Here is a 25,342-nt window from a genome sequence, read left to right as displayed (position 1 = left end):
TTAAATTATTTTTGTTATATTGTGATGATTTAATAAATTTGCAATTATTAACCTAATATTAACATTTTAATTTTAACTTTCTTTTTATTTTTAATTTAGGTCAATATTATAAGTTTTTAATAGTTTTTAGAAATATTTATTAATGTATAGTTTAATACTAATATATAATTTCTAAATTTTTTCATATAATAAAGGGGCATCATGTTATCTAAATCTTCTAATATAATCGAAAAAGAGTTTGAAAACTTACGTAAAGAGTTATTGGATTTAACTTTAAGAAATCAGCTTTTAAATTTTAAATCTAGAGCTAGAACTATTACTATAGTTAATCAATCTCCAATCAACCTTTATCAGACATTAGTTTTACAAGAAAATAAAATGTATTTTGTAGCTAATAAAAAAGATAAGAAATCTGATAAATCTAATTCCGTTTGGGATCATATTTCTTTTGATTTTTCAAAGTTTACTGAGGGGGATAAAAAATTAGCTACTGATTTAACTCCAAAAGAACTCCAGAAAAGATTGTATTATATTAATAATCAAGCTAAAACAATGCTTCAAGAGCAAGGATATAATATTTTGTATTTGGCTATTGGATTTTTAGAATGGGTTGATAAAACTAAACCAAAACAAGTAAATAAAGCTCCTTTAGTTTTAATTCCTGTTTCTATTGAGAGAAAAAAGATAGGTGAATCATTTAATTTAGAATGGACAGGTGAAGATATTCAAACCAATATTTCTCTTAAGGCTAAATTATTAGAAGCGGGTATTGAAATTCCTGATTTTGAGTTTAAAAAATATGGTGAGGTTGTTGATCATTATATTGCTAAAATTAAACATGCAACTGATAGAATGCCTAACTGGAAGGTAAATAATGATGTTGCACTTGGCTTTTTTAGTTTCACTAAGTTTGTAATGTATAATGATTTAAATCCTGAAGCATGGCCGGACAATGTTGATTTGACTAAAAATGAATTAATTCAAGCAATTTTTAATCCAAGCAAAAATACTCAAGAGGCATTTAGAGAGGAAGATATTGATTCAAGATTAGAATATGCAAATATGTATCAGGTTCTTGATGCTGATTCTTCACAAATTGCAGCTATTGAAGATGTTAAAGCAGGTAGGAATCTTGTTGTTGAAGGGCCGCCAGGCACGGGTAAGTCTCAGACTATTGTGAACTTAATAGCTGAACTTTTAGCTGAGGGAAAATCAGTTTTATTTGTTTCAGAAAAAATGGCTGCACTTGATGTTGTTAAAGATAGGTTGACTGGTGTGGGATTAGGCAAGTTTATTTTAGAATTACATTCCCATAAAACAAGGCGTAAAAAGTTTTTAAAAGATTTGGAAAAAGCTACTAATGTAAGGTCTCAAGAACCATTAAATATAGACCAAACAATTAGAAAATTAGAAACTTTACGCCGTCAACTTGATGATTATTCTCAAATTATCCATAAACCGTCTTTCAGTGTTAATTTGTCTCCTTTTCAATTGTATGGTATGAAAGAAGGGGCAGATGATCATTTTTCACGTAAAGGTAGTATAATGCCTTTGGTTAGATTTTCAAATCCTGAAAATGTAACTTTAAAAGATTTAGATGACTTAACTTTATCTCTTGAAAATTTAGCCGAATTACATCAAACTATTTCAAAAGAGAATCCTTGGAGTAAATGTGCTCCAAAAAGTTTACTTCCTGCTGACTTAAGGGAAATTGAAATGTTAATTAATGATACATTATTATCATTAGATAACTTTTTAGTTGAAAGAGGACGAGTTTACGATACTTATGGTATTAAAAAGCCAGATACATTAAATGAGTTTCAAAACTCACTTTCAGCTTTTGAAATTATAAAATCACAAAGTGCTGAGTTAATTGATGGAAATATCTTAAAATCAGGAGCATGGGACAATAACAATAATGACGCTTTTAAATTGATTTCACAATTAGAACAATATCAAAAGAATTCAGTTATTTTAAATAAATTTAACAACAGTATTTATCATGTTGATATTGATAAGTTAATAAATCAATTAAGACAGTTATATAATAAAAAATTCAGGTTTTTTAATAACAAACAACATATTGAGCTTGTTGAGAGGTTTTACAGAGCCAATATTCCTGGAAGTATTGAGGATATTATTAATGATTTAAATGAAGTTAAAGATGTTATTAAGTTAAGAAAAGATTTAGAAACTAATAATTCATTAGGTAAAAGTTATTATGGTGTTTATTGGCATGTGGGAGCAAATATAAATGATTTAAAAGCAATAGCTAATTGGATGAGTGAATTTAAAGCTTTAGTTCATGAAGGAACATTTTCACAAAATACTATTGACATATTATCTAAGGATTTGTATGATATTAAACCTGAAAGGGATTTAGCTGAGTATATTGATTCTGGCGAAGAATTTGTAAAAGTATTGTCAAATTTAAAATCTAAATTAAATCCTCGAAGTAAATTAATTTTTAAAAGAGAAACAGGAGATGTTGCATTTGAAGATTGGAGAGAACAATTATACAATTGGAGAGGACAACTTTCAAGTCTTCATTTATGGTCTCAGTATTTAAATACAAAAAACGCTCTAAAAGGTTCTTATGCAGAGATGTTTATTGAATCTATTGAAAAAAGGAATGTTAAAAAAGATGATGTTAAAGCATTAGTTGAGGGTAACTTTGCAGATTCATTACTTAATATATTATTTGTAGAAAATCAAGAATTAGCTACTTTTATTGGTGAACTTCATGAAAATAGAATAGATGAATTTAAAGATTTAGACAAAAAAATACTTTTACTTAATAGAAAACGAATATTTTATAAATTAAATAGTAGTATTCCACAAATATTTGGTCACACTGAAAACCCACAAGTAAAAATATTAGCTGGTGAATTTACAAGAAAGAGTGGGCATATGCCTGTTAGAAAACTACTTGAAAAAGCTGGTGGATTAATAAAACAGATTAAACCTTGTTTTATGATGAGTCCATTATCTGTTGCACAATATCTAGATCCAACTAATGAGGAGCTACAATTTGATGTAGTAATTTTCGATGAAGCAAGCCAAGTCAAACCTGAAGATGCATTAGGTGCATTTATGAGAGGAAAAACAGCTGTAGTAATGGGTGATACTCAACAATTACCTCCAACTTCATTTTTTGATCAAATGTCAACAGGAGAAAGTGAAGAAGAAGTTGCAACATCGCTTGATATGGAAAGTATCTTGCATTTATGTAAATTATCATTTCCAGTTAAAATGCTTAAATGGCATTATAGAAGTCGCCACGAGTCTTTAATTTCAGTTTCAAATAAAGAATTTTATGATAATGATTTATTAGTTTATCCTTCACCTTCTCATAATGATCCAGAACTTGGTTTAAAATTTATTTACAATCCAAATACTGCATATGATAGAGGTTCATCATCTGCAAACCTACTTGAAGCAAAAGATGTTGTCGATGAAATATTTAATCACTTTGATAAGTTTGGAGATACAAAAAGTTTAGGAGTTGGAACATTTTCAGTTGCTCAAAAAAATGCTATATTGGAAGAGCTAGAATTAAGAAGAAAAGAACGTCCCGAACTTGAACCGTTATTCTCTGATAATAAAGATGAACATTTCTTTGTTAAAAACCTTGAAACAATACAAGGGGATGAAAGGGATGTTATACTAATTAGTATTGGATATGGATTTGATAATGATAGAAAGATGTCTTTAAACTTTGGTCCATTAAATCAAGATGGTGGAGAACGAAGATTAAATGTGTTAATTACACGTGCAAGAGAGAAATGTGTAGTATTTTCTAACTTTAAAGCATATGATATGCATTTAACAGCTAATCCTCCTTTTGGTGTAAAAGCTTTAAAAGAATTTTTAAGTTATGCTGAAAATTTAACATTAGGAACTGAAATTAAAGAACAACAAACAAAAGAACCATTTGAAGATGCAATTTATAATTTCTTAGTTGAAAATGACTATCAAGTTGATAAACAAATTGGATGTGCAGGATTTAGAGTAGATTTAGCAATCGTTGATGAAGAAAATCCTGGAAAATATATTTTGGGAATTACAACTGATGGAAAAATGTATTCTTCGAGTAAAGTAGCTCGTGACCGTGATAGACTTCGTGAACAAGTATTAACTGGTTTAGGGTGGAAACTTTATCATTTATGGTCTACTGATTGGTATAGAAACAGGGATTTATGTCGTAAAAAATTATTAGACTTTGTTGAAAGAACAATTAAAGATTATCGGGCCGAAGAAAAACGTAAATCCGAAGAAGCTAAGAAATTAGCCGAAGAAAGGCAAAGAGAAGCTGAAAAAAAAGCTGAAGAGTTGCGTTTAGCTCGTGAAAGAGAGTTGGCTGAAGAAAAACAAAAAGAGGAAAATGAAGAATCATTTGATATGCCTGAAAACATTGGTCCAGAAGATTTTGTTGAAGTAGAATATGATAATAATACATCTAATTTAAATTTCAACGATAATAGTAAAGGTCGTATTGATGATAATTTTGTTGATGCTGAAACTCCTATTAATGATTTGGATTTTGAAGTAATTAAGCCAGATGCTCAAAAGGATGATTCATTTGAAGAAAAAGAGGTATGGGAATTAGAAGATGATAATGATGATTTCAATGACAATGCAGAGATTTGGGAAGATACAAATGAAAATACACCAGATGAAAATTCAAATTCAACAAAAGACGGGATTAAATCACATTTAAAACCGAAAAATGATGATAATGATAAAAAAACAATTTTTGAATCTTTAAAATTCACAAAAAAATTGGATGATGAATTAGAAGACAATTTAGTAAATGATATTGTTGAGGATGTAATTAATGAAGTTAAAGACAAATCTGAAAAAATGGATGATTCAATAGATGCTACGGAAGATGTAGTTTTCGGTAGTTCAGTAACAATGAATAATGGTGAGGATAAATTTCCAAAATCTAAACCAAGAAAAAAGAAAACTAAAAAGACTTCTAAGAATAAAACAAATCTAAAACCTAATAATGCCAAAAATGATTCATATAAAAATACAAAAGACGATAGAGTTGATTTAGGTTCTGATGAGGATTATGTTTATGTTGATCATGGTGATGGTGAGGATAGGGTTGATTTAGGTTCTGATGAGGATTATGTTTATGTTGATCATGGTGATGGTGAGGATAGGGTTGATTTAGGTTCTGATGAGGATTATGTTTATGTTGATCATGGTGATGATGAGACTAATGAAAATGATAATTCTTCGAAAGATAATAATTTAAGTGAATTAAAAGAAGTTAAAGCAAAACCTATTAAAGAAAAAATCATTGAAAAAGGTCGTAATTCTCGTAGTAAGATTATGGATTCATTATCTGAAGCTATTCGTGCAGATCCACAATTAAAACCTGAAGAAATTAAAATTGTTAAGGGAGAATACATTGATGAAGGTGAACCATTACATAGGCCTGCTCCAAAAGATGAATTTGTTGTTGAAGCCGAATTTGTAGGTGATAATAAAAATTCAGTTGATGAAGTTTTAGATGATGTTTTCAAAAGTGACAATAAGAATAATACAAACAAAGAAACAATGCAAGATAATGATATTCAGCTAAAAAATAATGAAAGTAATTCTGAAAGTATTGTAAATGAAGCATCATCAATTGAGAATACTCAAAATATAAATGAAACCAATGATAAAAAAGTTGATGAATCTACATCAGCTAAGGAAATTGGATATTATGAGGGAGTTAGTGATATTAGTAACCCTCTTAAAAAGAATAATGTTTACTATGAAGATCATAAAGATAAATCTGTTAAAAGTTCATTTAAAAATCTAAAAAAAGATATTCGCTACATAAATGATTCTTTAAATGAAATTCAAAATCCAACTCCTGCAGAATATGTTTCTGTTGTAGATAGAACTGAAGAATATGATCCTAATGATTATTTAACTTCAGAAGATGAAAACAATCAGGAAGAATATATAAATGAAAATGAAGAATTAACCTTTGCTGAGAGAGAAGAGAAAAGATATGAAGATGAGTTAATGATGGAAGCTCTTAAAAAAGAAATAGCTGATGATGAAAATGTTATAATTCCAGTTCATGAAGAAGAAAGAAGGCAAAATATTAAAGATCAAGCTCTTGAAAATATTATTCAAAATGCAGATGAGGATTATAAAGAAATAGAAAAAGAAAGATTCCAACAAAATAATAAACTCAAAGCATTTGATGATAATAAACTTCCAGGTAAAGTTAAAATTGAAGATAAGATTATTGACTATGTTGAAGCTATTGATTTTGGTTTAAATTCTCAGAAAGATATTTACGAGCAACCGCCCTCTGAAGTAGCTAAATCAATTAATAATATTGTAGATATTGAAGGACCAATTCATGTTAAAGAGGTGGTTAAGAGAGTTAAGGATAGTTGTAATATTAAAAGAGCAGGTTCTAATTTGAAAAAAGCTATTAATTCAGCCATTGATGAAGCAGAAAATAAAGGAAGTATTATTAGAATTGGAGATTTTTTATATGATGCTTCAAATAATAATGTTATTGTAAGAAAAAGAGATAAACCAGACATAGAGCTAATTTCTAATGAAGAAATAGCTAAAAACATTGAATTATTATTAATTCATAAACATAATCTTTCAACAAAAGAGTTAGCTAAAGAGGCATCACGTAATTTTGGATTTAAATCTACATCTAAAAAAACTGCTAATAAGATTAATAGTGTTTTAGATTTAATGATTGCTGATAATAAAATTAAATTAGAAAAGGACTTTGTTGAACTTAAATAGTGTTTTTATGTCAAATAAATTAAAATCTCCAGAGAATTTACCAAGTAAACCTGGTGTTTACATCATGAAAGATGTAGAGAATACTATAATATACATTGGTAAAGCTAAAAATCTTAAAAATAGAGTTCAATCTTATTTTCGTGAAAAGTTAGATAGGCCAAAAACTCAAGTTTTAATGAGTCATTTTGATTCATTGGAGTATATTTTAACTAATTCTGAAAAAGAAGCACTTATATTAGAAGCTACTTTAATTAAAAAGCATCGTCCAAGATATAATGTCCAACTAAAAGATGATAAAAGATATCCTTATGTTAAAATTACTAATGAAAAATTCCCAAGAGTAGTTATTACACGCAATATTGTGAAAAATGGTGTTTATTATGGTCCCTTTACCGATGTGGGTTCTGTTAAACAAACAGTTAAGTTTTTAAAATCATTATTTAAAATTAGAACTTGTCGAAATATGAATGGGCCTTGTTTAAATTCACAAATTGATTTATGTTATGCTCCATGTGAGGGAAAAATTTCAGAGGAAGAATATGCAAAAATTATAAACAAAATTGACTTATTTTTCCAAGGTAAATACTCTGTAATTGTTAAAAATCTTAAAAAAGAAATGATTGATGCATCTGACAATCAGGAATATGAAAAAGCAGCAGTTATTAGAGATCAGATTGCATCTATTGAAGAAATTATGGAAAAACAATTTGTTGAGTTAATTGACGATGATTTAGACCAAGATGTAATAGCTATTGCTCCTAGTGAAAATGAGGTTGTAGTTATTATAATGCCTATAAGAAAAGGTAAAATTGTTGGGCGTGATGATTTTTTAATGAGCACATCTGAATATGATTCTAATTCAGAAATATTATTTGCATTTATTCAACAATATTATGATTATAATCGCCATATTCCAAAACAAATCCTTTTAGCTGAAGATATTAATGAAAAAGAATTACTACAAGACTGGCTATCTGATTTAAGAGGGAATAAAGTTCACATTAAGGTACCTCAAAAAGGAGTTAAATTGCGTTTAGTTAATATGGCTCAAAAAAATGCTGAGATAATTAAACATCAAAAAAAGAAAATGGAAAATTCTTTAATTGAACTTAAAAAATATCTCAAACTAGATAAATTACCGAGAATCATTGAAGGTTATGATATAAGTAATATTTCAGGTAAGTTTGCTGTTGGTTCTAAAGTTTCATTTAAAGATGGAAAACCAAATAAAAAGGGATATAAACATTTTAAGATGGAAACTCCAGGACCTAATGATTTTGCAATGATGGAAGAATTGCTGACTCGTAGACTTAAAATGATTGATTCGGATGAGGAACCTGATTTGATTGTAATTGATGGTGGTAAGGGACAATTAGGTATGGCTTGTGGTGTTTTAGAAAAGTTTAATTTAACTCATATTCCAATAATTGGACTAGCTAAAGAATTTGAAGAAATATATCTTCCAAATACACAACGACCAATTGTCATTCCTAAAAATAATAAAGCGTTACACTTACTTCAACAAGTTCGTGATGAATCTCATAGATTTGCTATAACTTACCATAGAAAACTTCGCAGTAAGAATATTAGTGGGTCTTCATTAGATGATATTTCTGGAATTGGTAAAAAACGTAAAATTAATCTTTTAAAGGCATTTGGAACAATTGAAAATATTAAAAAGGCTTCTGTTAAAGATTTAGCAGAAATTAAAGGCATGAATAAAAAAGTTGCTCAAAATGTATTTGATTATTATAACTAATTTTTCTTAAAAAAAGCCTATTTTTCAATTAAATTTAAATATAAGTATTTTAATAAAGTCTTTATAATAATTGAAAAGGAAATATTATTTATGGTTAAATGTCCACGATGCGGATATGAAAATGATTCAGAATCTTTATATTGCGCTAAATGCACTTATCTCTTAAAAGATCCTGAAAATAATGTTAAAACTACTATGAAAAAGAGAAATAATAGTTGGAATATGAGTATTGGTAAAAAAATAATTGTTGTAATTGGAATTATTGTTATTGCATTTTTATTATTCTCTTTTGTTTATGAACATAGTCAACCTTCTAAAAATGATACTCTTAATGTTGTAAGTGATGATGGGTCTAATCTTCAAAGTTCAGCTTATCCTTATAAAGCAAAAATCATCTACGATGGTAGTTGGTATTCTAAAATGGGTGATCCAAATTATCTTGTAAGTAAAAGTGGTTGGCAAACTCAATCATTTACACTTGATTGTGCATCATGGGATAAAGTTAGTGTTTTTGCTCAAAAAGAAGATTATGGTGAAGGTAATCTTACAGTTCAAATATTAAGGGACGGGAAAGTTGTAGCTGAAAATACAACTTCAGAAGTATTTGGTAGTGTGTCAATTGAATACAATTAGCTAACCTGTTTTACTTTATCTTCAAGTAATACAAGTAGTTCATCGGTTTTATATATTCTGATTTCCTGATCTTTTCCTTTAAATATTTTAATAAAAGTAATTAAATCATTACATAATTGATCATATTGAATATTCAATGTATTGTAGTTAGAAAGTAGTGCAAATACTTTTTCTTTATCTAATGATTTATTATCTTTAAGTATTTTTTCAATATTTACAAAGTGAGTTTCAATCATAAGTTTTTCTTCTTCTAATGCATTTAAATATTCTTGAATTTTATTTTCACTAGCCATTCTAATCACTATTTTTAAATTATTATAGTTAAAATATAAATAGTTTCATTAAATAATTATTTTCAATATTGTTACTTTTTAAAATATAAAAATCAAATTCTCCATGAATACAGAAGTTGATAAAATAATTATCATGATTAAAATCAATTGGTGAAATAGAAAATTTGAAAAAAGCTTTGCTCCAAAAGAGGTTTATCAACCAAATCATTTATAATATCACAATATTCGATAATTCTTTGAACAAATTTATAATCATTGTTTTTCATAAATAAGGACTCCATCTTTTTTTATTAATGCTAAAAATGTTTTATCTTGAATTCCTGTTGATACAACGTCTACATGACAATTAAAGATGTCTTCTAAGTCTTGTACAAATCCTATATAATCTAATAATCCTTTAATGTCTCCTTTGTCTATATAAAAGTCAACATCACTATTTTCAGTTGCTTCTCCACGAGCATAAGATCCAAAAAGGCTCATACTATCTATACCATACTTTTTAGCGATGGGGATAGTTTTTTCTTTAATTTCTTCAATAGTATAAATCATAAAATCACCTAATATCGAAGTAATAAGTTATATATTCAATTTAAGTTTATGTTTTTTAAATATTATTAATTTTTCTTATATTCATATCATTAAAATTTATATAGATTATCATTTCTATGAATTAAAGTTAACTCTATTCTAAATTTATCGAATAATCGATAATTTTATTTATTATAGTTTAATGTTCTTTATTTTTTATTTAATTAAGTAGAATTGTGATTTACAAGATTTGATGATAATTGGGAATTATATAAATAGAGGATATTGGTAAAACATATTCTGGAGGAACTCTTTCTATCGAAAAGAGAATATTATGTTGGTAAAACTCCATTTATTAAATCTGGTGAAATCAATAATGAAATTACAGAATATTATAACTGATGAAGCTAAAAATTCTTCAGTTAAATTAGTCAATAAATGAGATTTTTATTGGCATTATATGGTGCTACAAGTGTAGAGGTAGCAATTTTTAAAATTGATGAAGCAATTAATCAAGCAGTTTTAAAAATAGGGATATTAAATGAATAATTATTTTTTGACTTTAATCAGGAAGTAATAATTAAAAATTGTAGATGTTTTATTTTGTTAAATAATGATGATTATGGTTTTCATTTTTATTTATATATAAATTAAATTTTCACTAATTTTAATGATAAATTGCATTGAATTTAATTTACTTTTTTCATTAGAATCATGTTAATTTTAAAATTTTTTCTAATAATTTCTGATTTTACCTAGTTGATTTTTTTTAGTATTACTAACTTAATTAGTAATACTCTCATTATTTTGTTTAATTAGTATCGTTTCATTTGTTTATTTTTCATTTCTAGCTTGAATTTTAATTTTATTAAAGTAATACATTTTTTATATAACAATCATTATATTGAACAAAAAACATTTTTATTATTTTATTTAAATCAATTTAACAAAGATAAATTTGGCAGTATTAATATTTCTTCTTTTTTGAGCAATTAATAATAACATAACTATTTAGTGTTATTATTTTTTATAATAATTTAATACATGTTTTAAGCATGTTATAATTAATTATGAAGGAGGTTTTTATAATACCAAAAATATTAGTTAGTGGAAGAGGGGGTAGTGGCAAAAGTACTTTTGTTTCATTATTAGCTCAAAAACTTAAAAAAAATGGAAGGAAAATTTTAGTTGTTGATAGTGATGAATCAAATTTAGGTTTAAATAAGATTTTAGGCATAAAAAAATCAAAAGAGACATTAATGAGTAATTTAGGAGGTAAAATAGCTGTTAGGGATAAATTAATGGAAATCGTACAGAAAGGTGAAACTAATCTTAATATTTTTGATGAAATGTCATTAGATGAGTTATCTAGTGAATATGTTTGTTGGGATGAAAATTTAGGATTTTTAGAAATTGGCAAAATTGAACATGCAATGGAAGGATGTGCATGTCCGATGGGGGCACTATCAAGGGATTTTTTAAATCATATTAAAATTAAGAAAGGTGAATGGATTTTAGTTGATACAGAGGCAGGCATTGAACATTTTGGAAGAGGTGTTTTAGAAGGTGTTGACATTATTATCACTATTGTTGATCCTTCTGAAGATGCAATACTATTGGCTAATAAATCATTTGAATTGGCTTGTGAAAACAATAAAAAATTTGGTGTTATTCTAAATAAAACTGATAAAACAGTAGAAACTTTATTAAAAAGTAAATTAAATTCTGATATTGATATTTTAGGAACTATTGAATATTCTCCAGATATAACCATGTTAAATCTTGAAGGAAATTCATTGAAACCCATTTCTATTGATAAATTTGATGAAATTATAAATTTTATAGATAGTTGGTGAAATTATGAAATTAAAAAATTTTAAAAGAGAAAATATGATTCCTCTTCCTGTGACTTTAATCTCCACAGCTAGTAAAGATGGAATCAGAAATATTGCTCCTTATTCATGTGTAGTAACTATATTAAGACCTACAAATCTTGTTTGTATAGCTTCTGCAATGATGAGGGATACATTTGTAAATATTGAAGAAACTGGTGAATTTGTTATTAATATGATATCAACAGATATGGTTGATAAAGTTATACCAACTTCATCTCATGTTGCTTTTGATATAGATGAATATGATTTAGCAAATTTAGAAGCTACTCAATCAAAAGAGATTAATGCACCAGGTATTAAAGGTGCTTATTCTAAAATTGAATGTAAGCTAAGAAAAATTTATAAGGACAAAGATCCAATTGGAATTCCTTACTTACTAATAATTGGAGAAGTAGTGAATCTTGAAGTGGAGGATGATTGTTTAGATAAAAAATTTGGTGTTTTAGATTTAAATAAGGTAAAACCTTTAATGATGCTTGAATCAGATAAGGGAATGCATTTTTGTACTATTGAAGATATTGATAAATTTGAAACATTTGGTGCAATGTTTCCAGATGGAAAAGATCCTTTAGAATGGATGTATGAAGGTGAAGATTATGAAGATTGATAATATAAATGATTTTGAAAGATTAGAGAGACCTCGAGTTCAAGAAATACCTGGTTTTTATGGAAAAAAGCTAATTGATGGAGTTGTTATTAAAAAATTACCTATGTTTAGTGATGAGAGTATCAATAGTTATTGGTATGCCTTCTTTATTTTATGATATAAATGATGTAGATGAAAGAAGAGTAAATCCAATTGATAATGATATAATTCCATATGATTGGGATTGTAAAATGGTAATGATTAATTAAAAAGGAGGAAACCAGATGAATAAAAAAGCTGTTTTCATTATAAGTGTTTTAATAATTTTTACATTTATCAATGCTGTATCAGCTGAAAATTCAACAAATATAAATTTGGAAATTAATTATGAATATAACGATGAAATTAATCCTGAAATATTAATATCGAATAATAACAACAATATAAGTTATAAAAAAGAGATTGTTCAGCCAAATAATTATAAAATTAATATAAATAACTCGCATGTTGGAGAAAAATATTCTATTTCAGTTTCAGCTTGGGGTTATATAACACAAATTCAAAATGTAACTATTAACCCTCAATTAACTGCTAATATTATTTTTAATCTTAAAGCTACTGATATTTATAAGATAGGTTATGATGTTACAAAATCTGCAGATAATTTACTTCACTTTTCATCGGCAGATGATGTTTTAGTCATTACAACAGCTGGGATGACAAGAATCAATGATATTACTACAGAAAATGCATTAGATGGTATTTATAATGCTGCTGATGGATATATTACTTATGGAAAAGGTAATCTTTTAACATTGTCTGCAATAAGAACAGATCCTACTAATTTTGCATTTTTTGTTAAAAATGGAAATTCATTAACAATGGCATTTTATAAAAATGGATCTACAACACCAATATATTCTGGAATTGGAGGAATCGGGTTAAATACAAATAAATGGAAACAATTAAGAGAATTACTAGGCTCAGATGAAGCATATGCTTATGTAAGTATAGCTAATGCATGGAATGCAGGACTATATCCTGATATATTAACTTTAGCTTCTTATCATGGGCATGTTTGCACTGGTTTAATTAGTGGTCAAGCTATGGTTAATACTTTAATGAAGTATTATCCTCCTCGTGGTGAAACTGGTGCTCAACCTCTTGAAAATACTGCTTATTATGTTTTGGGAGTTCCAGGAGGTTCTGATGATGATGCATTCGCATGGACAATGGATGTTACTCCTGGTAAAATGGCATATATTGGTATCGACTCAATGAAAAATAAAAACATGAATGGATTTATTAGATGGAACACTTCATCAAATTCTGGAATTTTAGTTATAATGTCTTATGATGAAACAAAGATAAAAAAGACATTTAAAAATTTATATCCTAATATTAATCCCGATAATAGTGTTACAGAAGATTTAAAATATCAAAATTGGTTAGTCACTACTTTAATGAACAATCCCGAATCTTTAGTTACTATTGAGGCAGCTTATAAAGATCTTACAGCAGAACAGAAAAATGAATTAATTGGTAATCAATTATGGGCTGCACAAAACAAAACAGCTAGGGGATTAGATTTAGAGTATATTAATAGTTTAAATTTACCAAATGCTGGAACTGAAATTGAAAACATTAATTATACTCATTTGTCACAATCTCAATTAAAACAAATTGGAATTAATGCTTCTTTAAAAGCTATAGACTATTTTAAGAGTATTAATGTCACTATAGAAAAGGACATGTCTAATTTCTATGTTTTAACTGGAGCTGGATTTGTACGTATTAATGATACTGCAACATCAATGGTATTTGACGGTATAGAAGAAGTATTAGGTGCTAGATTAAGTAGAGCTAATTTATTACCCGTTCATACTGCATTATGGAAAGATTTAATAATTGAATTTTATTGGTTAAATACGTCTGATATTTATAAATCAATTACTTATAGTTTAAAATATAATTCAACTAGTGGCCAACTTCATGAATGTTTGCAGCAGTATAACATTCAAGATCGTGCATTAAGGTATGACCCTCCATATGATGCTTTAATTGGATGGTTATTCCATAATCATGTTTGTACTGGCAGTTCTCCAGGAATGTTAATAGCAGATAAAATATTTGATGAGTTACCATTAAGTGAAAATGAAAGTTATGTTTTAGTTTCAACTTACACTTACTGTAAAGATGACATGTTATCAAGATTACTTGCTGTATCTCCAGGTATGGGTAACTATTATAATTTAGCTTATTCTAATGAAGATGTGAATGCAGGAAAATTATGGACTGCTGATTCTAATATTATTATTAAGTGGAATTCAAAAACTAATACTGGAACTGCAACAATTATTCGATTTGGTTATCCAATTCTTAAAGATGGGGCTGATGAATATGCTGAATGGATGAGATTTGTAAAAGGAGATTATACTTCAAGTAATGTTATATCTAGACCAACATTAAGCTTTGAAGTTACTAAACCAATTACTAAAGCAGATTATGACAGAATTATTTCTGGAAAGTCTGATAAGAACGGAGTTAATGTATTAAATTATATTAGAAGTTTACCGGATACTCTTCCAAATAACAATGATGGAAAAACTAATGGAACATATGTAAATAGTAATAACCAGCCGAAAACTAATATTCAACATGGAAACTCTAATAAAACTCGTTTAAGCAGTAATGGTAGTTCATCTTCAAAAAATAACCATAATTCATTGCAAAGTGGAACTAATCCAAACATTGGTATTTCTACAAATCCTATTGCTAGTAATGATGGTTTTGCAGTAGGTGGTGATGGATCAAATGATGGAAAATCTTATGAAGTTTCTAAATCAATAAATAAAAAAGAAGATTCTAATAATATCATTCCTGTAATTATATTCATGATAATTTTAGGTATTATTGTTGGATATGGTTTTATAAGAAGTAGAAGCGAAAGTTAAACAAAAATAAGTATTTCTCTTGAAATACTTTTTATTTTATTTTTTTAATTATAATTAAATTTATATGTTCTCTTAAAAGAAAATTAAACCTTTTTTTAAATATTTTGGATACTTAAAAATTGTTGTAGTATGTATTAAATTTATTAAAATATAAATAGTCTTATTAATATAAATTATCATTAATAATTGGGGCATTAATCATGATTAAAGTTGAAAATGTTAGTAAAGAATACAAATTAGATGATGCTAGTGTTGTAAGTGCGCTTAAAAATGTTAGTTTTGAAGTTAAAGAAGGTGAAATTCTTGGTATCATGGGTAGAAGTGGATCTGGTAAAACTACACTTTTAAGAGCTTTAAGGGGAGTTGAACATATTGATGAAGGAAGCATCACTGTTGGAGATAGGAGTATTAATTCCCAATCATCTCAATTCTATTATAATGAACTTAAAAAAGTAACTGCAATACATCTTCAAAGATCTTTTGGTTTATGGCCTGAAACTGTTCGTCAAAATGTTTTAAGAAAATTATATGCACGTAGATATTTTGATGAAGGAAGTACCGATTTTGAAATCGCGGAGAGTGAATTTGGCAAAGAAGCAGATGAACTTTTAAAGTTAGTTTCTCTTGACCATAAAGAGGATCATTATGCTGCTGTTTTAAGTGGTGGTGAAAAACAAAGACTTATTATTGCTCGTCAGCTTGCAAAACAACCTAATATTTTACTTCTTGATGAACCTGCAACAATGGCATGTCCTAAAACTAAACAAGAAATTCTTGATGCAGTTAAAAAAATTAATCAAGAATTAAATATAACTATTGTTTTTGTCTCTCATTTACCTGATGTTCAAAAATATTTAGCAGATAGAGTTATTTTATTAGAAGATGGTGAAATTAAACAAGAAGGTAGTCCTGAAGAAATTACTGATAAATTTATGGAAGGTATGGATGATATATTTGATATTGAGAACATGTCTGGTGATGAAGATTTAATTAATATTAATAATGTTAATAAAAGATTTTACTTATTACATGGTGGTGAAGTCTTAAAAATTGAAGATATTAATTTTAAAGTTCAAAAAGAAAATATTTTAAGTATTGTTGGACCAAGTGGTGCTGGTAAAACTATATTACTTCGAATATTGGCTGGTTTAGATAATCCTGATAATGGTGATGTTAAATATTTAGTTGATGGAAAGTGGAGTGATATAGAAGTACCTGGTCTTAATCGTATGAAAATAAGATCTAAATTAGGATTTATGCATCAAGAATTTGCATTAAACCATTATGCAACCGTAATTGATCAACTAGCTACTCGTTTAGGTTATAAAAATCAAGATGTTGTAAAAGAAGCTAGAGCAAGAGCTGAAAGATTAGGTATTAATGAAAAATTATTAGATTCCTTTTATTTATTAACTGATTTACAAGAATCCGAAGCTAAAGATAGATTAGAACAAGTTGGACTTGCTCCAGAGATATTAAATGATTTGTTCCCAAAATTTCCAGAATCTGCTACTCGTGAAGCTGTTAGTGATATTTTTGAAAGTTTGGATTTAGATTTAGATATATTATATAGAAAATCTTATGAGTTATCTGGTGGTCAAAAAGTAAGGGTAATGCTTGCATTAATTTTAGTTTCAAAACCTAAATTTTTATTTTTAGATGAACCATTTGGAGATTTAGATCCAATTACTTTAAGAGATGTAGCTAATGCCCTTAAAAAAATTTCTAAAGAATATGGTATTACTATTGTAATGATTTCTCATAATACTGATTTTATTAAAGAATTAAGTAATAGGGCACTATTTATGGATGATGGTAAAATAATTGATGATAGTGAAAATATAGATGAAATTGTTGCTAGTTTTATTGATTATTGTCATGCTGATTACTTAAAAGGGGATAATTAAATGTTTGATATTATTGCAGTTCCTGTTGATGGATCAAAATATGGTGATGTAGCTAGTGATATAGCTATTGAAATAGCTCAAAAGTTTAATTCTAAAATAGCTGCAGTTCATGTTTTAGAAGAATTTTCCTTTAACAGTTTTGATTCTCAAGAAGACTCTGGAGATGAAATTTTAGCTAAAATTACTAAAAAAGCTAATGATGTAGGTGTTGAAGTGGTGGAGCATTTACTCACTGCTGATGCATTAAGAGATATGAAATTTATAATTCAGCAAACTAATGCAGATTTAGTTGTAATTCATGCATTTGGTTCTGATAATAATAGATTTGTTTCTTTTGACAATAATAAAATTGGTGAAAATCAAATAGGTTCTGTTTCTGAAAGATTACTTAGAACTTGTGATGTTCCAGTTTTGTTAGTTAGATAGTTCGTTTTTTTGTTTTTAAGTTTTTGTTGTCTGAATAAAAAATTTTTATTCATTATTTTTATTTTTCATAATCGAATTTTTTCCTATACTTTTAAATATTATAAAAAACTTAGTACTCTTAACATAAATTATTTTTATTAAAGGAGATATGTATGATAGTAAAAGATTGGTGCTCATTCTGTGGAGAATGTGCTGGTGTATGTCCAAGAAATTTAATTCAAGTTAGGGAATATAATTTGGTTTTTAATGATGATGAATGTAGAGATTGTGATACATGTATAAAAGCATGTCCAATAAATGCATTAGAAAAAGAGGATTGATCTTATGATAGAAGCTGATGTTATAGTTGTTGGTGCAGGACCTGCTGGTTCATCTGCAGCAAAACATGCTGCTTTAGGTGGAGCAAATGTTATTTTAATAGATAAAAAATCAGAAATTGGTTCTCCAAAAAGATGTGCAGAAGGAGTTTCAATTCAAGGGCTTGAAAAGCTAGGAATTGAACCTAATCCACGTTGGGTTACTCAAGAAATTGAAGGTGTAAGACTCCAAGCACCTGATGGAACTGATGTATGGTTAACTAGTGAAGAAGTTAAGTTACCTGAGGCAGGATACATTTTAGAGAGAAAAGTATTTGATAAGTACATGGCAATGGATGCTGCAAGAGCTGGTGCTGAGATAAAAATTAAAACCTTAGTTACAGGTATTGACAAAATTGATAATGGTTTTATTGTTTCTACAGAATCTATGGGAAAAGAAGAAACCTATAAATGTAAAATATTAATTGCTGCCGATGGTCCTGAAGGTCATATTGCAAGATGGGCAGGTCTTAGACCAGCTGCTAAAGCTAAAGAAATGGAATCTGGTGTCCAATATGAAATGTGTAATGTGGAATTTGAAAGACAAGGGGTTATTGAATTCTACTTTGGAAGTGTTGCACCAGGAGGATACGTATGGATTTTCCCTAAAGGTGATGATATTGCTAATGTTGGTTTAGCAATTCTTCCTCACTTAGCTAAAAAAACAGCTATTGAATACTTAGATGAATTCATAGCTAAATGCCCATATACTAGAAATGCTCAGGCAGTTGAATTAAATATTGGTGGAGATCCTGTTGGTGGAATGACCAAAAAACTTTATGATGATAATATTATGGTTTGTGGAGATGCAGCAGGCCAAGTAAACCCATTAACTGGTGGAGGTATAATCAGTGGCATGATTGGTGGAATGTGTGCTGGTCAAGTAGCAGCACAAGCTATTAAAGAGGATTGTTCTAAAAAATTCTTAAAACAATATGATAAATTAGCACATGATGAGCTTGATCATGAAATAAAAAGATATAAAAAAGTTCAAGAATACCTGTTAACATTATCTGATGAAGAATTAGATAGTATTGCTCATGCTTTTGAAAATGAAAGCTTTGAGAAGATTTCAACTACTGAAATTGTTAGAAAACTAATTAAAATATCTCCAAAAGCATTACTTAAATTAGGTAAATTTATTTAAGGTGATTTAATGATTTTAGTTACTGGTGGAGCAGGGTATATTGGTTCTCATACAAACAAAGCTCTTAATAGTCAAGGTTATGAAACTGTTGTTGTAGATAATTTAGTTAAAGGCTATGAAAACTTTGTTAAATGGGGAAAATTTGAAAACTATGATTTTGGAAGTAAAGACTTACGTGAAGTTTTCGAAAAATATGATATTGATGGTGTAATTCACTTTGCTGCTTTTTCATCAGTTGCTGAATCAATGAAATTACCACAAAAATACTTTAAAAATAATTATAAAAATACATTGAACCTTTTAAAAATAATGAGAGAATTTAATGTGGATAAATTTATTTTATCCTCTACAGCTGCAGTTTATGGAAATCCTAAAGAAGTTCCAATTAAAGAAGACCTTGAATTAAAACCAATCAACCCCTATGGACATTCAAAATGGATTACAGAAAAAGCTTTAGAGAGAGAGGCTGAAAAAGGTGACTTTAATTATGTATCATTAAGATACTTTAATGCAGCTGGATGTGATTTTGATTGTGAAATTGGAGAATTACATGATCCTGAAACTCACTTAATTCCATTAATTTTAGATGCAGCTAGTGGAAGGCGTGAGTCTATTTCTATTTTTGGAAATGATTATAATACACCTGATGGAACTTGCATTCGAGATTATATACATGTAAATGATCTTGCAGATGCACATATTAAAGCATATGAGTATTTATGCGATAAAAACGAATCTAATATATTTAACTTAGGAAATGGTGAGGGATATTCTGTTCGTGAAGTAATTGATATGTGTAAACAAGTAACTGGAAATAATTTTAAAGTAAAAATTGATTCTAGAAGAGAAGGAGATCCTGATATTTTAATTGCTGATTCAAGTAAAATTAAAAATCAACTTGGTTGGCAACCTAAATATAATCTTGAAAAAATTGTTGAATCTGCTTGGAAATGGCATCAAAAGATTCATGGGTAAAAATTATGGATAATTCGTTGAAAGTGGATGTTAGAATAATTGTTTCTAATTTAAACATCTCAGAAGTTATTTCAAAAGCAATTATTAATGCAAATTTAGAAAGCTATAATGTCATTGTTTCATCTATTATACCAACTAATGATTTAGAAATAGCTAAAAAAGTAGCTAATGGTGCAGATATTATTTTGATTGGTGATTACGGTGAAAGTGAAAACTTTAGTATTTTGTATAATGATTTAAAAAACGATTTTAATCATGTAGCTTTACTTAATTATAATAATATTGTTAATGAAACCGAATCATTTGATGTTAAACTTGCTGAGAAAGAAATTTTTAATGCAATTATAAAAGCCACTTTATCTTATTCATTAAATCTCATTGATGTACATACTCTTGAAAGTAAAGTTGTTGAAATCACTCGTAAATATAATAGTTTACTTGATGATTACAATGAATTAGTTAATGATAATAATCAATCAAAATTAGAATATTCACAACTTAAAAAAGATCATGAAAATCTCAAAATAGAGTTTGATGAGTTTAAAGTTAAATATGAAAATATTTACAACAAGGATATTTTAGAGGTTTTTAAAATTAAAGACTTATGGTTTAAATTATTTGATGAGAGAAATTTTGATTTAGATAGAGTAATTGAAGCTAGTGAAATGTCAAAACCAGAAAATATTATTGTAGGTCAAGACTACATTGCTGCTGAGTCAAGACAAAGTGCATGTGAATGGTTGAAAATTGTCAGAACTGCATTACTTTTTATTAATGAAATTTAATACTAACTATTTTATTTTTCAACCTAAATTATTTTAATAATGAAAAAGATATCATTTCATAATAGATAATTTATAACTATGTTTTGTAAATTTTAATTTTATGGGAGTTTATAAATGCAAGGAGAATTGCAAGATAAGTGCGGTATAGTTGGAATTCACTCAAAGGATACTTCTAAAGATGTCGCATCATTTGTTTATTATTGTTTGTACGCATTACAACATCGTGGTCAGGAATCAGCAGGAATTGCTACTTTTAATCCAACTAAAGGTTTGAATTATTATTGTGGTATGGGGTTAATAACTGATGTTTTTAAGGATTATGAAATCCATAATCTTCAAGGAAATATAGCTATTGGACATGTAAGGTATTCTACAACTGGCCAATCAAAACTTGAAAACTCACAGCCTTTTGTCACAGATTTTGATGATGGATTTATAGCTATGGCTCATAATGGAGACATAGTTAACTCTGAATTATTAAGAGAAGAATTACTTAAAGAAGGTTATGATTTTAAATCTGATACTGATTCTGAAGTAATTTGTTATATGCTTAAAAAAGAGTATTATTATTATAATAAAAGTATTATTGAATCTATTGAAGCTGTTTGTAAAAAATTAGTAGGATCATATGCATTAACTATTCTTGTTAATGGTGAGTTATATGGTGTACGTGATCCTATGGGAATTAAACCACTAGCTATTGCTAAAAGAAAAGATGATTATATTTTAGCTTCTGAAACTGTTGCTTTTGATGTGATTAATGCTAACTATATAAGAGACATTAAACCTGGTGAAGTTGTTTACTTTAAAAATGATGAAATTAATTCGCACATGTTAGAAATAGTTAATAATACTTCACTTTCTCATTGCATGTTTGAATATGTTTATTTTGCAAGGCCTGATAGTACAATTGATGGGATAAATGTTTATCAAACAAGATTAAATATTGGCCATGAATTGTATAAATTATATCCTATTGATGCAGATGTAGTTATACCTGTTCCTGATTCTTCAATTCCTGCAGCTATTGGATATGCTAGAGCTTCTGGAATTAATTATGGAGAAGGTTTAATTAAAAATAGGTATGTTGGAAGAACTTTTATCATGCCTACTCAAGAAGAAAGAGAATTAGCTGTTAGACTGAAATTAAATCCAATTAAAGAAGCGATTAAAGGTAAAAAGATTATTTTAATTGATGATAGTGTTGTTCGTGGAACTACTTCAAAACAATTACTTGATTTAGTTAAAGAAGCAGAACCTGCTGAAATCCATTTTTTAGTTGGATGTCCTCCGGTTATAGCACCATGTTTTTATGGTGTAGCAATGGCAACTAAAAAAGAATTAATTGCTGCTAACTATACTATAGAAGAAATTAGAGAACAATTAGATGTTGATACATTAGGTTACATTACATTAGAATCTCTTATTAAAGCTATCGGGATGCCAAAGGAGAATTTGTGCTTAGGTTGTTTAAATGAATGTTACCCAACTGAACTTCCTGATGGTATTGAAGCAGAAACTTATTATAAACCTTAGATATTATGGTGAAATTATTAGCTCCAGCCGGGAATTTTATATCACTTCGTTCTGTTTTAGAAAGTGGTGCTGATGAGGTTTACTTTGGTTTAGATTCTTATAATATGAGAGCTAATGCTAAAAATTTTTCAATTAATGATTTAGCAAAAGTATCAAGAATAGCTAGGGAATATGATGCTAAGACCTATTTGTGTAGTAATATAATTTTAAATGAAAATAATGCAATTCGATTGAAAGGTCAACTTGAAAACATAGCTTCTGCAGATATTACAGGAATTATATTGTCAGATGTTGGTTTAATTAGAGATGTTCGAGATAATGGTCTTGAAGCTCATATTAGTGTTCAAGAAAATGTTTCTAACTCATTTGCTTTAAAAACTCTTAAAAAATTAGGTGCTAAAAGGGCAATTTTATCTCGTGAGCTTTCAATATCTGAAATTAAAGAAATCACACAAAAATCTCCAATTGAAACTGAGATTTTTATCCATGGTGCAGTGTGCATGGCAATTTCTGGTAGGTGCTTTCTAAGTAATGATTTATATAATAGGAGTGCTAATTGTGGGGATTGCTTGCAACCTTGTCGTAAAAATTGGACTTTAACTTTTGAAGATGACAGTAATGATGTTGTGAGTAACTTATCCAATGAAAATGAGATTTTCATGATATCTAAAAGTTATGATGATAGTTATAGAACTAATTTTTTTTCACCAAGGGATATGTGTATGATAGAACATATTCCTGAACTTATAGATACTGGTGTTGCTTCTTTTAAAATCGAAGGGAGATCTAGAAGTGCAGATTATGGTGCAACAGTAACTGAAGTATATAGGCAAGCTATTGACGAATATTTAGCTAATCCTTTAGATTATAAAGTAAATCCTGAGTGGATTGAAAAGCTTAAAAGTGTATTTAATAGAGGATTTGACACTGCTTTTTATTTCAATACTCCTTTTAAAACAAGTGAAAATAATCAATCGAAGTATATAAAAAAAGACATTGGAAAAATTGTAAATTATTATAATAAGGTTAGGGTAGCCGAAATTAAAATATGGGATGATTTAAAAATTGGTGATAAACTGATTATACAAGGTGAAACCACAGGTTCTATCACTCACACTATTGATTCAATGCAGATAGATGGAAAGCCTATTGAAATAGCTAAAAAAGGTCAAAATGTAGGAGTAGCTATACCTATAAAACTTCGTGTAAATGATTTTGTTTATAAATTAATCAAGAGAGATTTAAATGATTAAAAAAATCGCATTTTATGGAAAGGGTGGAATTGGAAAAAGTACTACAGTAGCTAATTTATCTGCTGTTTGGGCTTGTGATGATTTAAATTGTTTAGTTATAGGTTGTGATCCTAAGGCTGATACTACCCGTACATTATATGGTTCAAGGATTCCAACTGTTGTAAGTACCATTAAAAATAATAAAAACCCTACTCGTGAAGATTTAGTTTATAAAGGTTATAGAGATATTTTATGTGTTGAAAGTGGAGGTCCAGAGCCTGGTGTGGGTTGTGCTGGACGTGGGGTTATTGTAGCTATGAAAAGACTTGAAAAAGTAGGTATTTTTGATGAAGATTTAGACGTTGTTGTTTATGATGTATTAGGTGATGTTGTTTGTGGAGGTTTTTCAGTTCCTTTGCGTGAAAAATACGCTGATGAGGTTATTATTGTTACCTCTGGTGAATATATGGCATTATATGCTGCAAATAATATTGTTCGGGGAATTAAAAAGCTTAAGGGAAATTTAAGTGGTATTGTTTGTAATTGTCGTAATGTTGATAATGAAGAAAAAATTGTTAACGAGTTTGCCAGAAAAATAGGAACTGATGTACTTAGCACAATTCATAGAAGTAATTTGATACAACAATCTGAATTAGATGCAAAAACCGTTGTAGAAAAATATCCGGAATCTGATGAAGCTCATGAATACAGGACTCTAGCTTCAAATATTATGAATAAAAATTCTTACACAACTCCAGAACCAATGGATGATGTTGAATTTGAAGAATTTTTCAAATCATTTTTATAATTATTTTTTTTCTTGTCATCATAATGCTATGTACTAGGATGTTTTTCAAAGCATGCATCATCCCATGATGGATAATATGTCATTTGATTTGTGTAGTTATCTTTGTCTTCTTCATCATTATTATAATTGTAAGTTTTAGGTTTTTTAAAAACTTTTGAAGATTTTTCAGCTGAATAATCACAATAAGATAAAATAAGGAGTATAACTACAAAATTTAAGATTAATCCAATGATTATATTATTGGATCTGTTGTTAAGGTTTTTGTCACTAAAAAAGCGATGATGAATAACAGAGTATTTAATATGTTTCATTATATATAAATTGTTGGTAAATTAAATAATGTTGTGTGCTAAATAAATAATTAGGTGATATAATGTTATTTGTACAGTATCCAAAATGTTCAACATGTAAAAAAGCTAAAAAATGGTTAGATGAACATAATATAGAATATGAATCTAGACATATTGTAGAAGAAAATCCTAAAGCTAATGAAATCAAAGAATGGTATGAAAGAAGTGGTTTGCCTTTAAAAAGGTTTTTCAACACAAGTGGTATGAAATATAGGGAATTAAAATTAAAAGATAAAATTCCAGAAATGTCTGAGGAAGAACAATTTGATTTACTCTCAACAGATGGAATGCTCGTAAAACGCCCAATAATTGTAAAAGATAATATCATATTAGTTGGATTTAAAGTAAAAGAATGGGAAGAAAAACTTTTATAATCTGTTTTTTTATTT

The 25,342-nt window shown here is 28.0% G+C and carries 20 protein-coding genes; 17 read left to right on the top strand and 3 right to left on the bottom strand.

The genetic code is table 11. The annotated features are described in order from the left end of the window. Positions 1-201 precede the first annotated feature (201 nt). The 3 genes from MBORA_RS00835 to MBORA_RS00825 all read left to right on the top strand — a co-directional run bounded on the left by MBORA_RS00835 (position 202) and on the right by MBORA_RS00825 (position 9,175). A complete protein-coding gene (locus MBORA_RS00835) occupies positions 202-6,783 on the top strand; it encodes a DUF3320 domain-containing protein (protein ID WP_063720095.1) in 6,582 nt (2,193 codons plus the stop codon). Between the two features lie 7 nt (positions 6,784-6,790). Next, on the top strand, positions 6,791-8,542 hold the full coding sequence (gene uvrC, locus MBORA_RS00830) for an excinuclease ABC subunit UvrC (RefSeq protein WP_042694447.1): 1,752 nt from the start codon (positions 6,791-6,793) through the stop codon (positions 8,540-8,542). 90 nt (positions 8,543-8,632) lie between these two features. Next, positions 8,633-9,175 (top strand): zinc ribbon domain-containing protein, encoded by a 543-nt coding sequence (locus MBORA_RS00825; RefSeq protein ID WP_042694306.1) that lies wholly within the window; start codon positions 8,633-8,635, stop codon positions 9,173-9,175. Here the strand turns inward: MBORA_RS00825 and MBORA_RS00820 are convergent. Both MBORA_RS00820 and MBORA_RS00815 read right to left on the bottom strand, forming a co-directional pair. Continuing rightward, positions 9,172-9,468 carry a hypothetical protein gene (locus MBORA_RS00820; RefSeq protein ID WP_042694307.1) on the bottom strand — a complete coding sequence of 99 codons (297 nt, stop codon included), beginning with the start codon at positions 9,466-9,468 and terminating at the stop codon, positions 9,172-9,174. The two genes, MBORA_RS00825 and MBORA_RS00820, sit on opposite strands and share 4 nt — an antisense overlap. A gap of 252 nt (positions 9,469-9,720) precedes the next feature. After that, on the bottom strand, positions 9,721-10,017 hold the full coding sequence (locus tag MBORA_RS00815) for a nucleotidyltransferase family protein (protein WP_063720094.1): 297 nt from the start codon (positions 10,015-10,017) through the stop codon (positions 9,721-9,723). A 1,049-nt stretch (positions 10,018-11,066) separates the two neighbouring features. On the opposite strand from MBORA_RS00815, the gene MBORA_RS00810 reads away from it, so the two are divergent. From MBORA_RS00810 to cfbC, 13 genes are all read left to right on the top strand, one after another. Then, positions 11,067-11,852 (top strand): ATP-binding protein, encoded by a 786-nt coding sequence (locus tag MBORA_RS00810; protein WP_082853368.1) that lies wholly within the window; start codon positions 11,067-11,069, stop codon positions 11,850-11,852. Positions 11,853-11,856: 4 nt separating this feature from the next. Next, a complete protein-coding gene (locus tag MBORA_RS00805) occupies positions 11,857-12,498 on the top strand; it encodes a flavin reductase family protein (protein ID WP_063720093.1) in 642 nt (213 codons plus the stop codon). Further along, entirely contained in the window at positions 12,488-12,655 is a 168-nt protein-coding gene (locus MBORA_RS10930) for a hypothetical protein (protein ID WP_197017442.1), read from the top strand. Before MBORA_RS00805 ends, MBORA_RS10930 begins: the two co-directional genes overlap by 11 nt. Before the next feature lie 106 nt (positions 12,656-12,761). Beyond that, positions 12,762-15,431 (top strand): FmdE family protein, encoded by a 2,670-nt coding sequence (locus MBORA_RS00800; protein WP_063720092.1) that lies wholly within the window; start codon positions 12,762-12,764, stop codon positions 15,429-15,431. A 200-nt stretch (positions 15,432-15,631) separates the two neighbouring features. Continuing rightward, positions 15,632-17,338 (top strand): ATP-binding cassette domain-containing protein, encoded by a 1,707-nt coding sequence (locus tag MBORA_RS00795; RefSeq protein WP_042694311.1) that lies wholly within the window; start codon positions 15,632-15,634, stop codon positions 17,336-17,338. Further along, complete coding sequence (locus MBORA_RS00790; protein ID WP_042694313.1) at positions 17,339-17,764, top strand: universal stress protein; 426 nt, start codon at positions 17,339-17,341, stop codon at positions 17,762-17,764. Positions 17,765-17,916: 152 nt separating this feature from the next. Then, positions 17,917-18,084: a 4Fe-4S binding protein gene (locus MBORA_RS00785; protein WP_042694315.1), complete on the top strand. Its 168-nt coding sequence runs from the start codon at positions 17,917-17,919 to the stop codon at positions 18,082-18,084. A gap of 4 nt (positions 18,085-18,088) precedes the next feature. Then, a complete protein-coding gene (locus tag MBORA_RS00780; protein WP_042694317.1) occupies positions 18,089-19,267 on the top strand; it encodes an NAD(P)/FAD-dependent oxidoreductase in 1,179 nt (392 codons plus the stop codon). 9 nt (positions 19,268-19,276) lie between these two features. Beyond that, complete coding sequence (gene galE / locus MBORA_RS00775; protein ID WP_042694318.1) at positions 19,277-20,242, top strand: UDP-glucose 4-epimerase GalE; 966 nt, start codon at positions 19,277-19,279, stop codon at positions 20,240-20,242. A gap of 5 nt (positions 20,243-20,247) precedes the next feature. Beyond that, positions 20,248-21,027, top strand: a complete 780-nt coding sequence (locus tag MBORA_RS00770; RefSeq protein WP_042694449.1) for a hypothetical protein — start codon at positions 20,248-20,250, stop codon at positions 21,025-21,027. Between the two features lie 114 nt (positions 21,028-21,141). Next, positions 21,142-22,563 carry an amidophosphoribosyltransferase gene (gene purF / locus MBORA_RS00765; protein ID WP_081738407.1) on the top strand — a complete coding sequence of 474 codons (1,422 nt, stop codon included), beginning with the start codon at positions 21,142-21,144 and terminating at the stop codon, positions 22,561-22,563. Between the two features lie 5 nt (positions 22,564-22,568). Next, positions 22,569-23,816 (top strand): U32 family peptidase, encoded by a 1,248-nt coding sequence (locus tag MBORA_RS00760; RefSeq protein ID WP_063720091.1) that lies wholly within the window; start codon positions 22,569-22,571, stop codon positions 23,814-23,816. Beyond that, positions 23,809-24,603 carry a Ni-sirohydrochlorin a,c-diamide reductive cyclase ATP-dependent reductase subunit gene (gene cfbC / locus MBORA_RS00755; RefSeq protein ID WP_042694320.1) on the top strand — a complete coding sequence of 265 codons (795 nt, stop codon included), beginning with the start codon at positions 23,809-23,811 and terminating at the stop codon, positions 24,601-24,603. Before MBORA_RS00760 ends, cfbC begins: the two co-directional genes overlap by 8 nt. A gap of 26 nt (positions 24,604-24,629) precedes the next feature. Here cfbC and MBORA_RS00750 read toward each other — a convergent pair whose 3' ends face one another. Further along, a complete protein-coding gene (locus MBORA_RS00750) occupies positions 24,630-24,914 on the bottom strand; it encodes a hypothetical protein (protein ID WP_063720090.1) in 285 nt (94 codons plus the stop codon). A gap of 62 nt (positions 24,915-24,976) precedes the next feature. Here MBORA_RS00750 and MBORA_RS00745 point away from each other — a divergent pair, with 62 nt between their 5' ends. Continuing rightward, positions 24,977-25,327 (top strand): arsenate reductase family protein, encoded by a 351-nt coding sequence (locus tag MBORA_RS00745; protein WP_042694322.1) that lies wholly within the window; start codon positions 24,977-24,979, stop codon positions 25,325-25,327. The last annotated feature ends 15 nt before the right edge of the window (positions 25,328-25,342 follow it).

Origin of the sequence: Methanobrevibacter oralis, assembly GCF_001639275.1 — an archaeon.
In the GTDB taxonomy this organism is placed as follows: Archaea; Methanobacteriota; Methanobacteria; order Methanobacteriales; family Methanobacteriaceae; genus Methanocatella; species Methanocatella oralis.
The sequence above is the reverse complement of the archived record's forward strand: the minus strand, read 5'-3'. Positions and strand labels throughout refer to the sequence as shown.

Bases quoted from the DNA above. Each gene is read 5' to 3' on its own strand.
- MBORA_RS00835 (WP_063720095.1), top strand. From the start codon at position 202: ATGTTATCTAAATCTTCTAATATAATCGAAAAAGAGTTTGAAAACTTA.
- uvrC (WP_042694447.1), top strand. From the start codon at position 6,791: ATGTCAAATAAATTAAAATCTCCAGAGAATTTACCAAGTAAACCTGGT.
- MBORA_RS00825 (WP_042694306.1), top strand. From the start codon at position 8,633: ATGGTTAAATGTCCACGATGCGGATATGAAAATGATTCAGAATCTTTA.
- MBORA_RS00820 (WP_042694307.1), bottom strand. From the start codon at position 9,468: ATGGCTAGTGAAAATAAAATTCAAGAATATTTAAATGCATTAGAAGAA.
- MBORA_RS00815 (WP_063720094.1), bottom strand. From the start codon at position 10,017: ATGATTTATACTATTGAAGAAATTAAAGAAAAAACTATCCCCATCGCT.
- MBORA_RS00810 (WP_082853368.1), top strand. From the start codon at position 11,067: ATGAAGGAGGTTTTTATAATACCAAAAATATTAGTTAGTGGAAGAGGG.
- MBORA_RS00805 (WP_063720093.1), top strand. From the start codon at position 11,857: ATGAAATTAAAAAATTTTAAAAGAGAAAATATGATTCCTCTTCCTGTG.
- MBORA_RS10930 (WP_197017442.1), top strand. From the start codon at position 12,488: ATGAAGATTGATAATATAAATGATTTTGAAAGATTAGAGAGACCTCGA.
- MBORA_RS00800 (WP_063720092.1), top strand. From the start codon at position 12,762: ATGAATAAAAAAGCTGTTTTCATTATAAGTGTTTTAATAATTTTTACA.
- MBORA_RS00795 (WP_042694311.1), top strand. From the start codon at position 15,632: ATGATTAAAGTTGAAAATGTTAGTAAAGAATACAAATTAGATGATGCT.
- MBORA_RS00790 (WP_042694313.1), top strand. From the start codon at position 17,339: ATGTTTGATATTATTGCAGTTCCTGTTGATGGATCAAAATATGGTGAT.
- MBORA_RS00785 (WP_042694315.1), top strand. From the start codon at position 17,917: ATGATAGTAAAAGATTGGTGCTCATTCTGTGGAGAATGTGCTGGTGTA.
- MBORA_RS00780 (WP_042694317.1), top strand. From the start codon at position 18,089: ATGATAGAAGCTGATGTTATAGTTGTTGGTGCAGGACCTGCTGGTTCA.
- galE (WP_042694318.1), top strand. From the start codon at position 19,277: ATGATTTTAGTTACTGGTGGAGCAGGGTATATTGGTTCTCATACAAAC.
- MBORA_RS00770 (WP_042694449.1), top strand. From the start codon at position 20,248: ATGGATAATTCGTTGAAAGTGGATGTTAGAATAATTGTTTCTAATTTA.
- purF (WP_081738407.1), top strand. From the start codon at position 21,142: ATGCAAGGAGAATTGCAAGATAAGTGCGGTATAGTTGGAATTCACTCA.
- MBORA_RS00760 (WP_063720091.1), top strand. From the start codon at position 22,569: ATGGTGAAATTATTAGCTCCAGCCGGGAATTTTATATCACTTCGTTCT.
- cfbC (WP_042694320.1), top strand. From the start codon at position 23,809: ATGATTAAAAAAATCGCATTTTATGGAAAGGGTGGAATTGGAAAAAGT.
- MBORA_RS00750 (WP_063720090.1), bottom strand. From the start codon at position 24,914: ATGAAACATATTAAATACTCTGTTATTCATCATCGCTTTTTTAGTGAC.
- MBORA_RS00745 (WP_042694322.1), top strand. From the start codon at position 24,977: ATGTTATTTGTACAGTATCCAAAATGTTCAACATGTAAAAAAGCTAAA.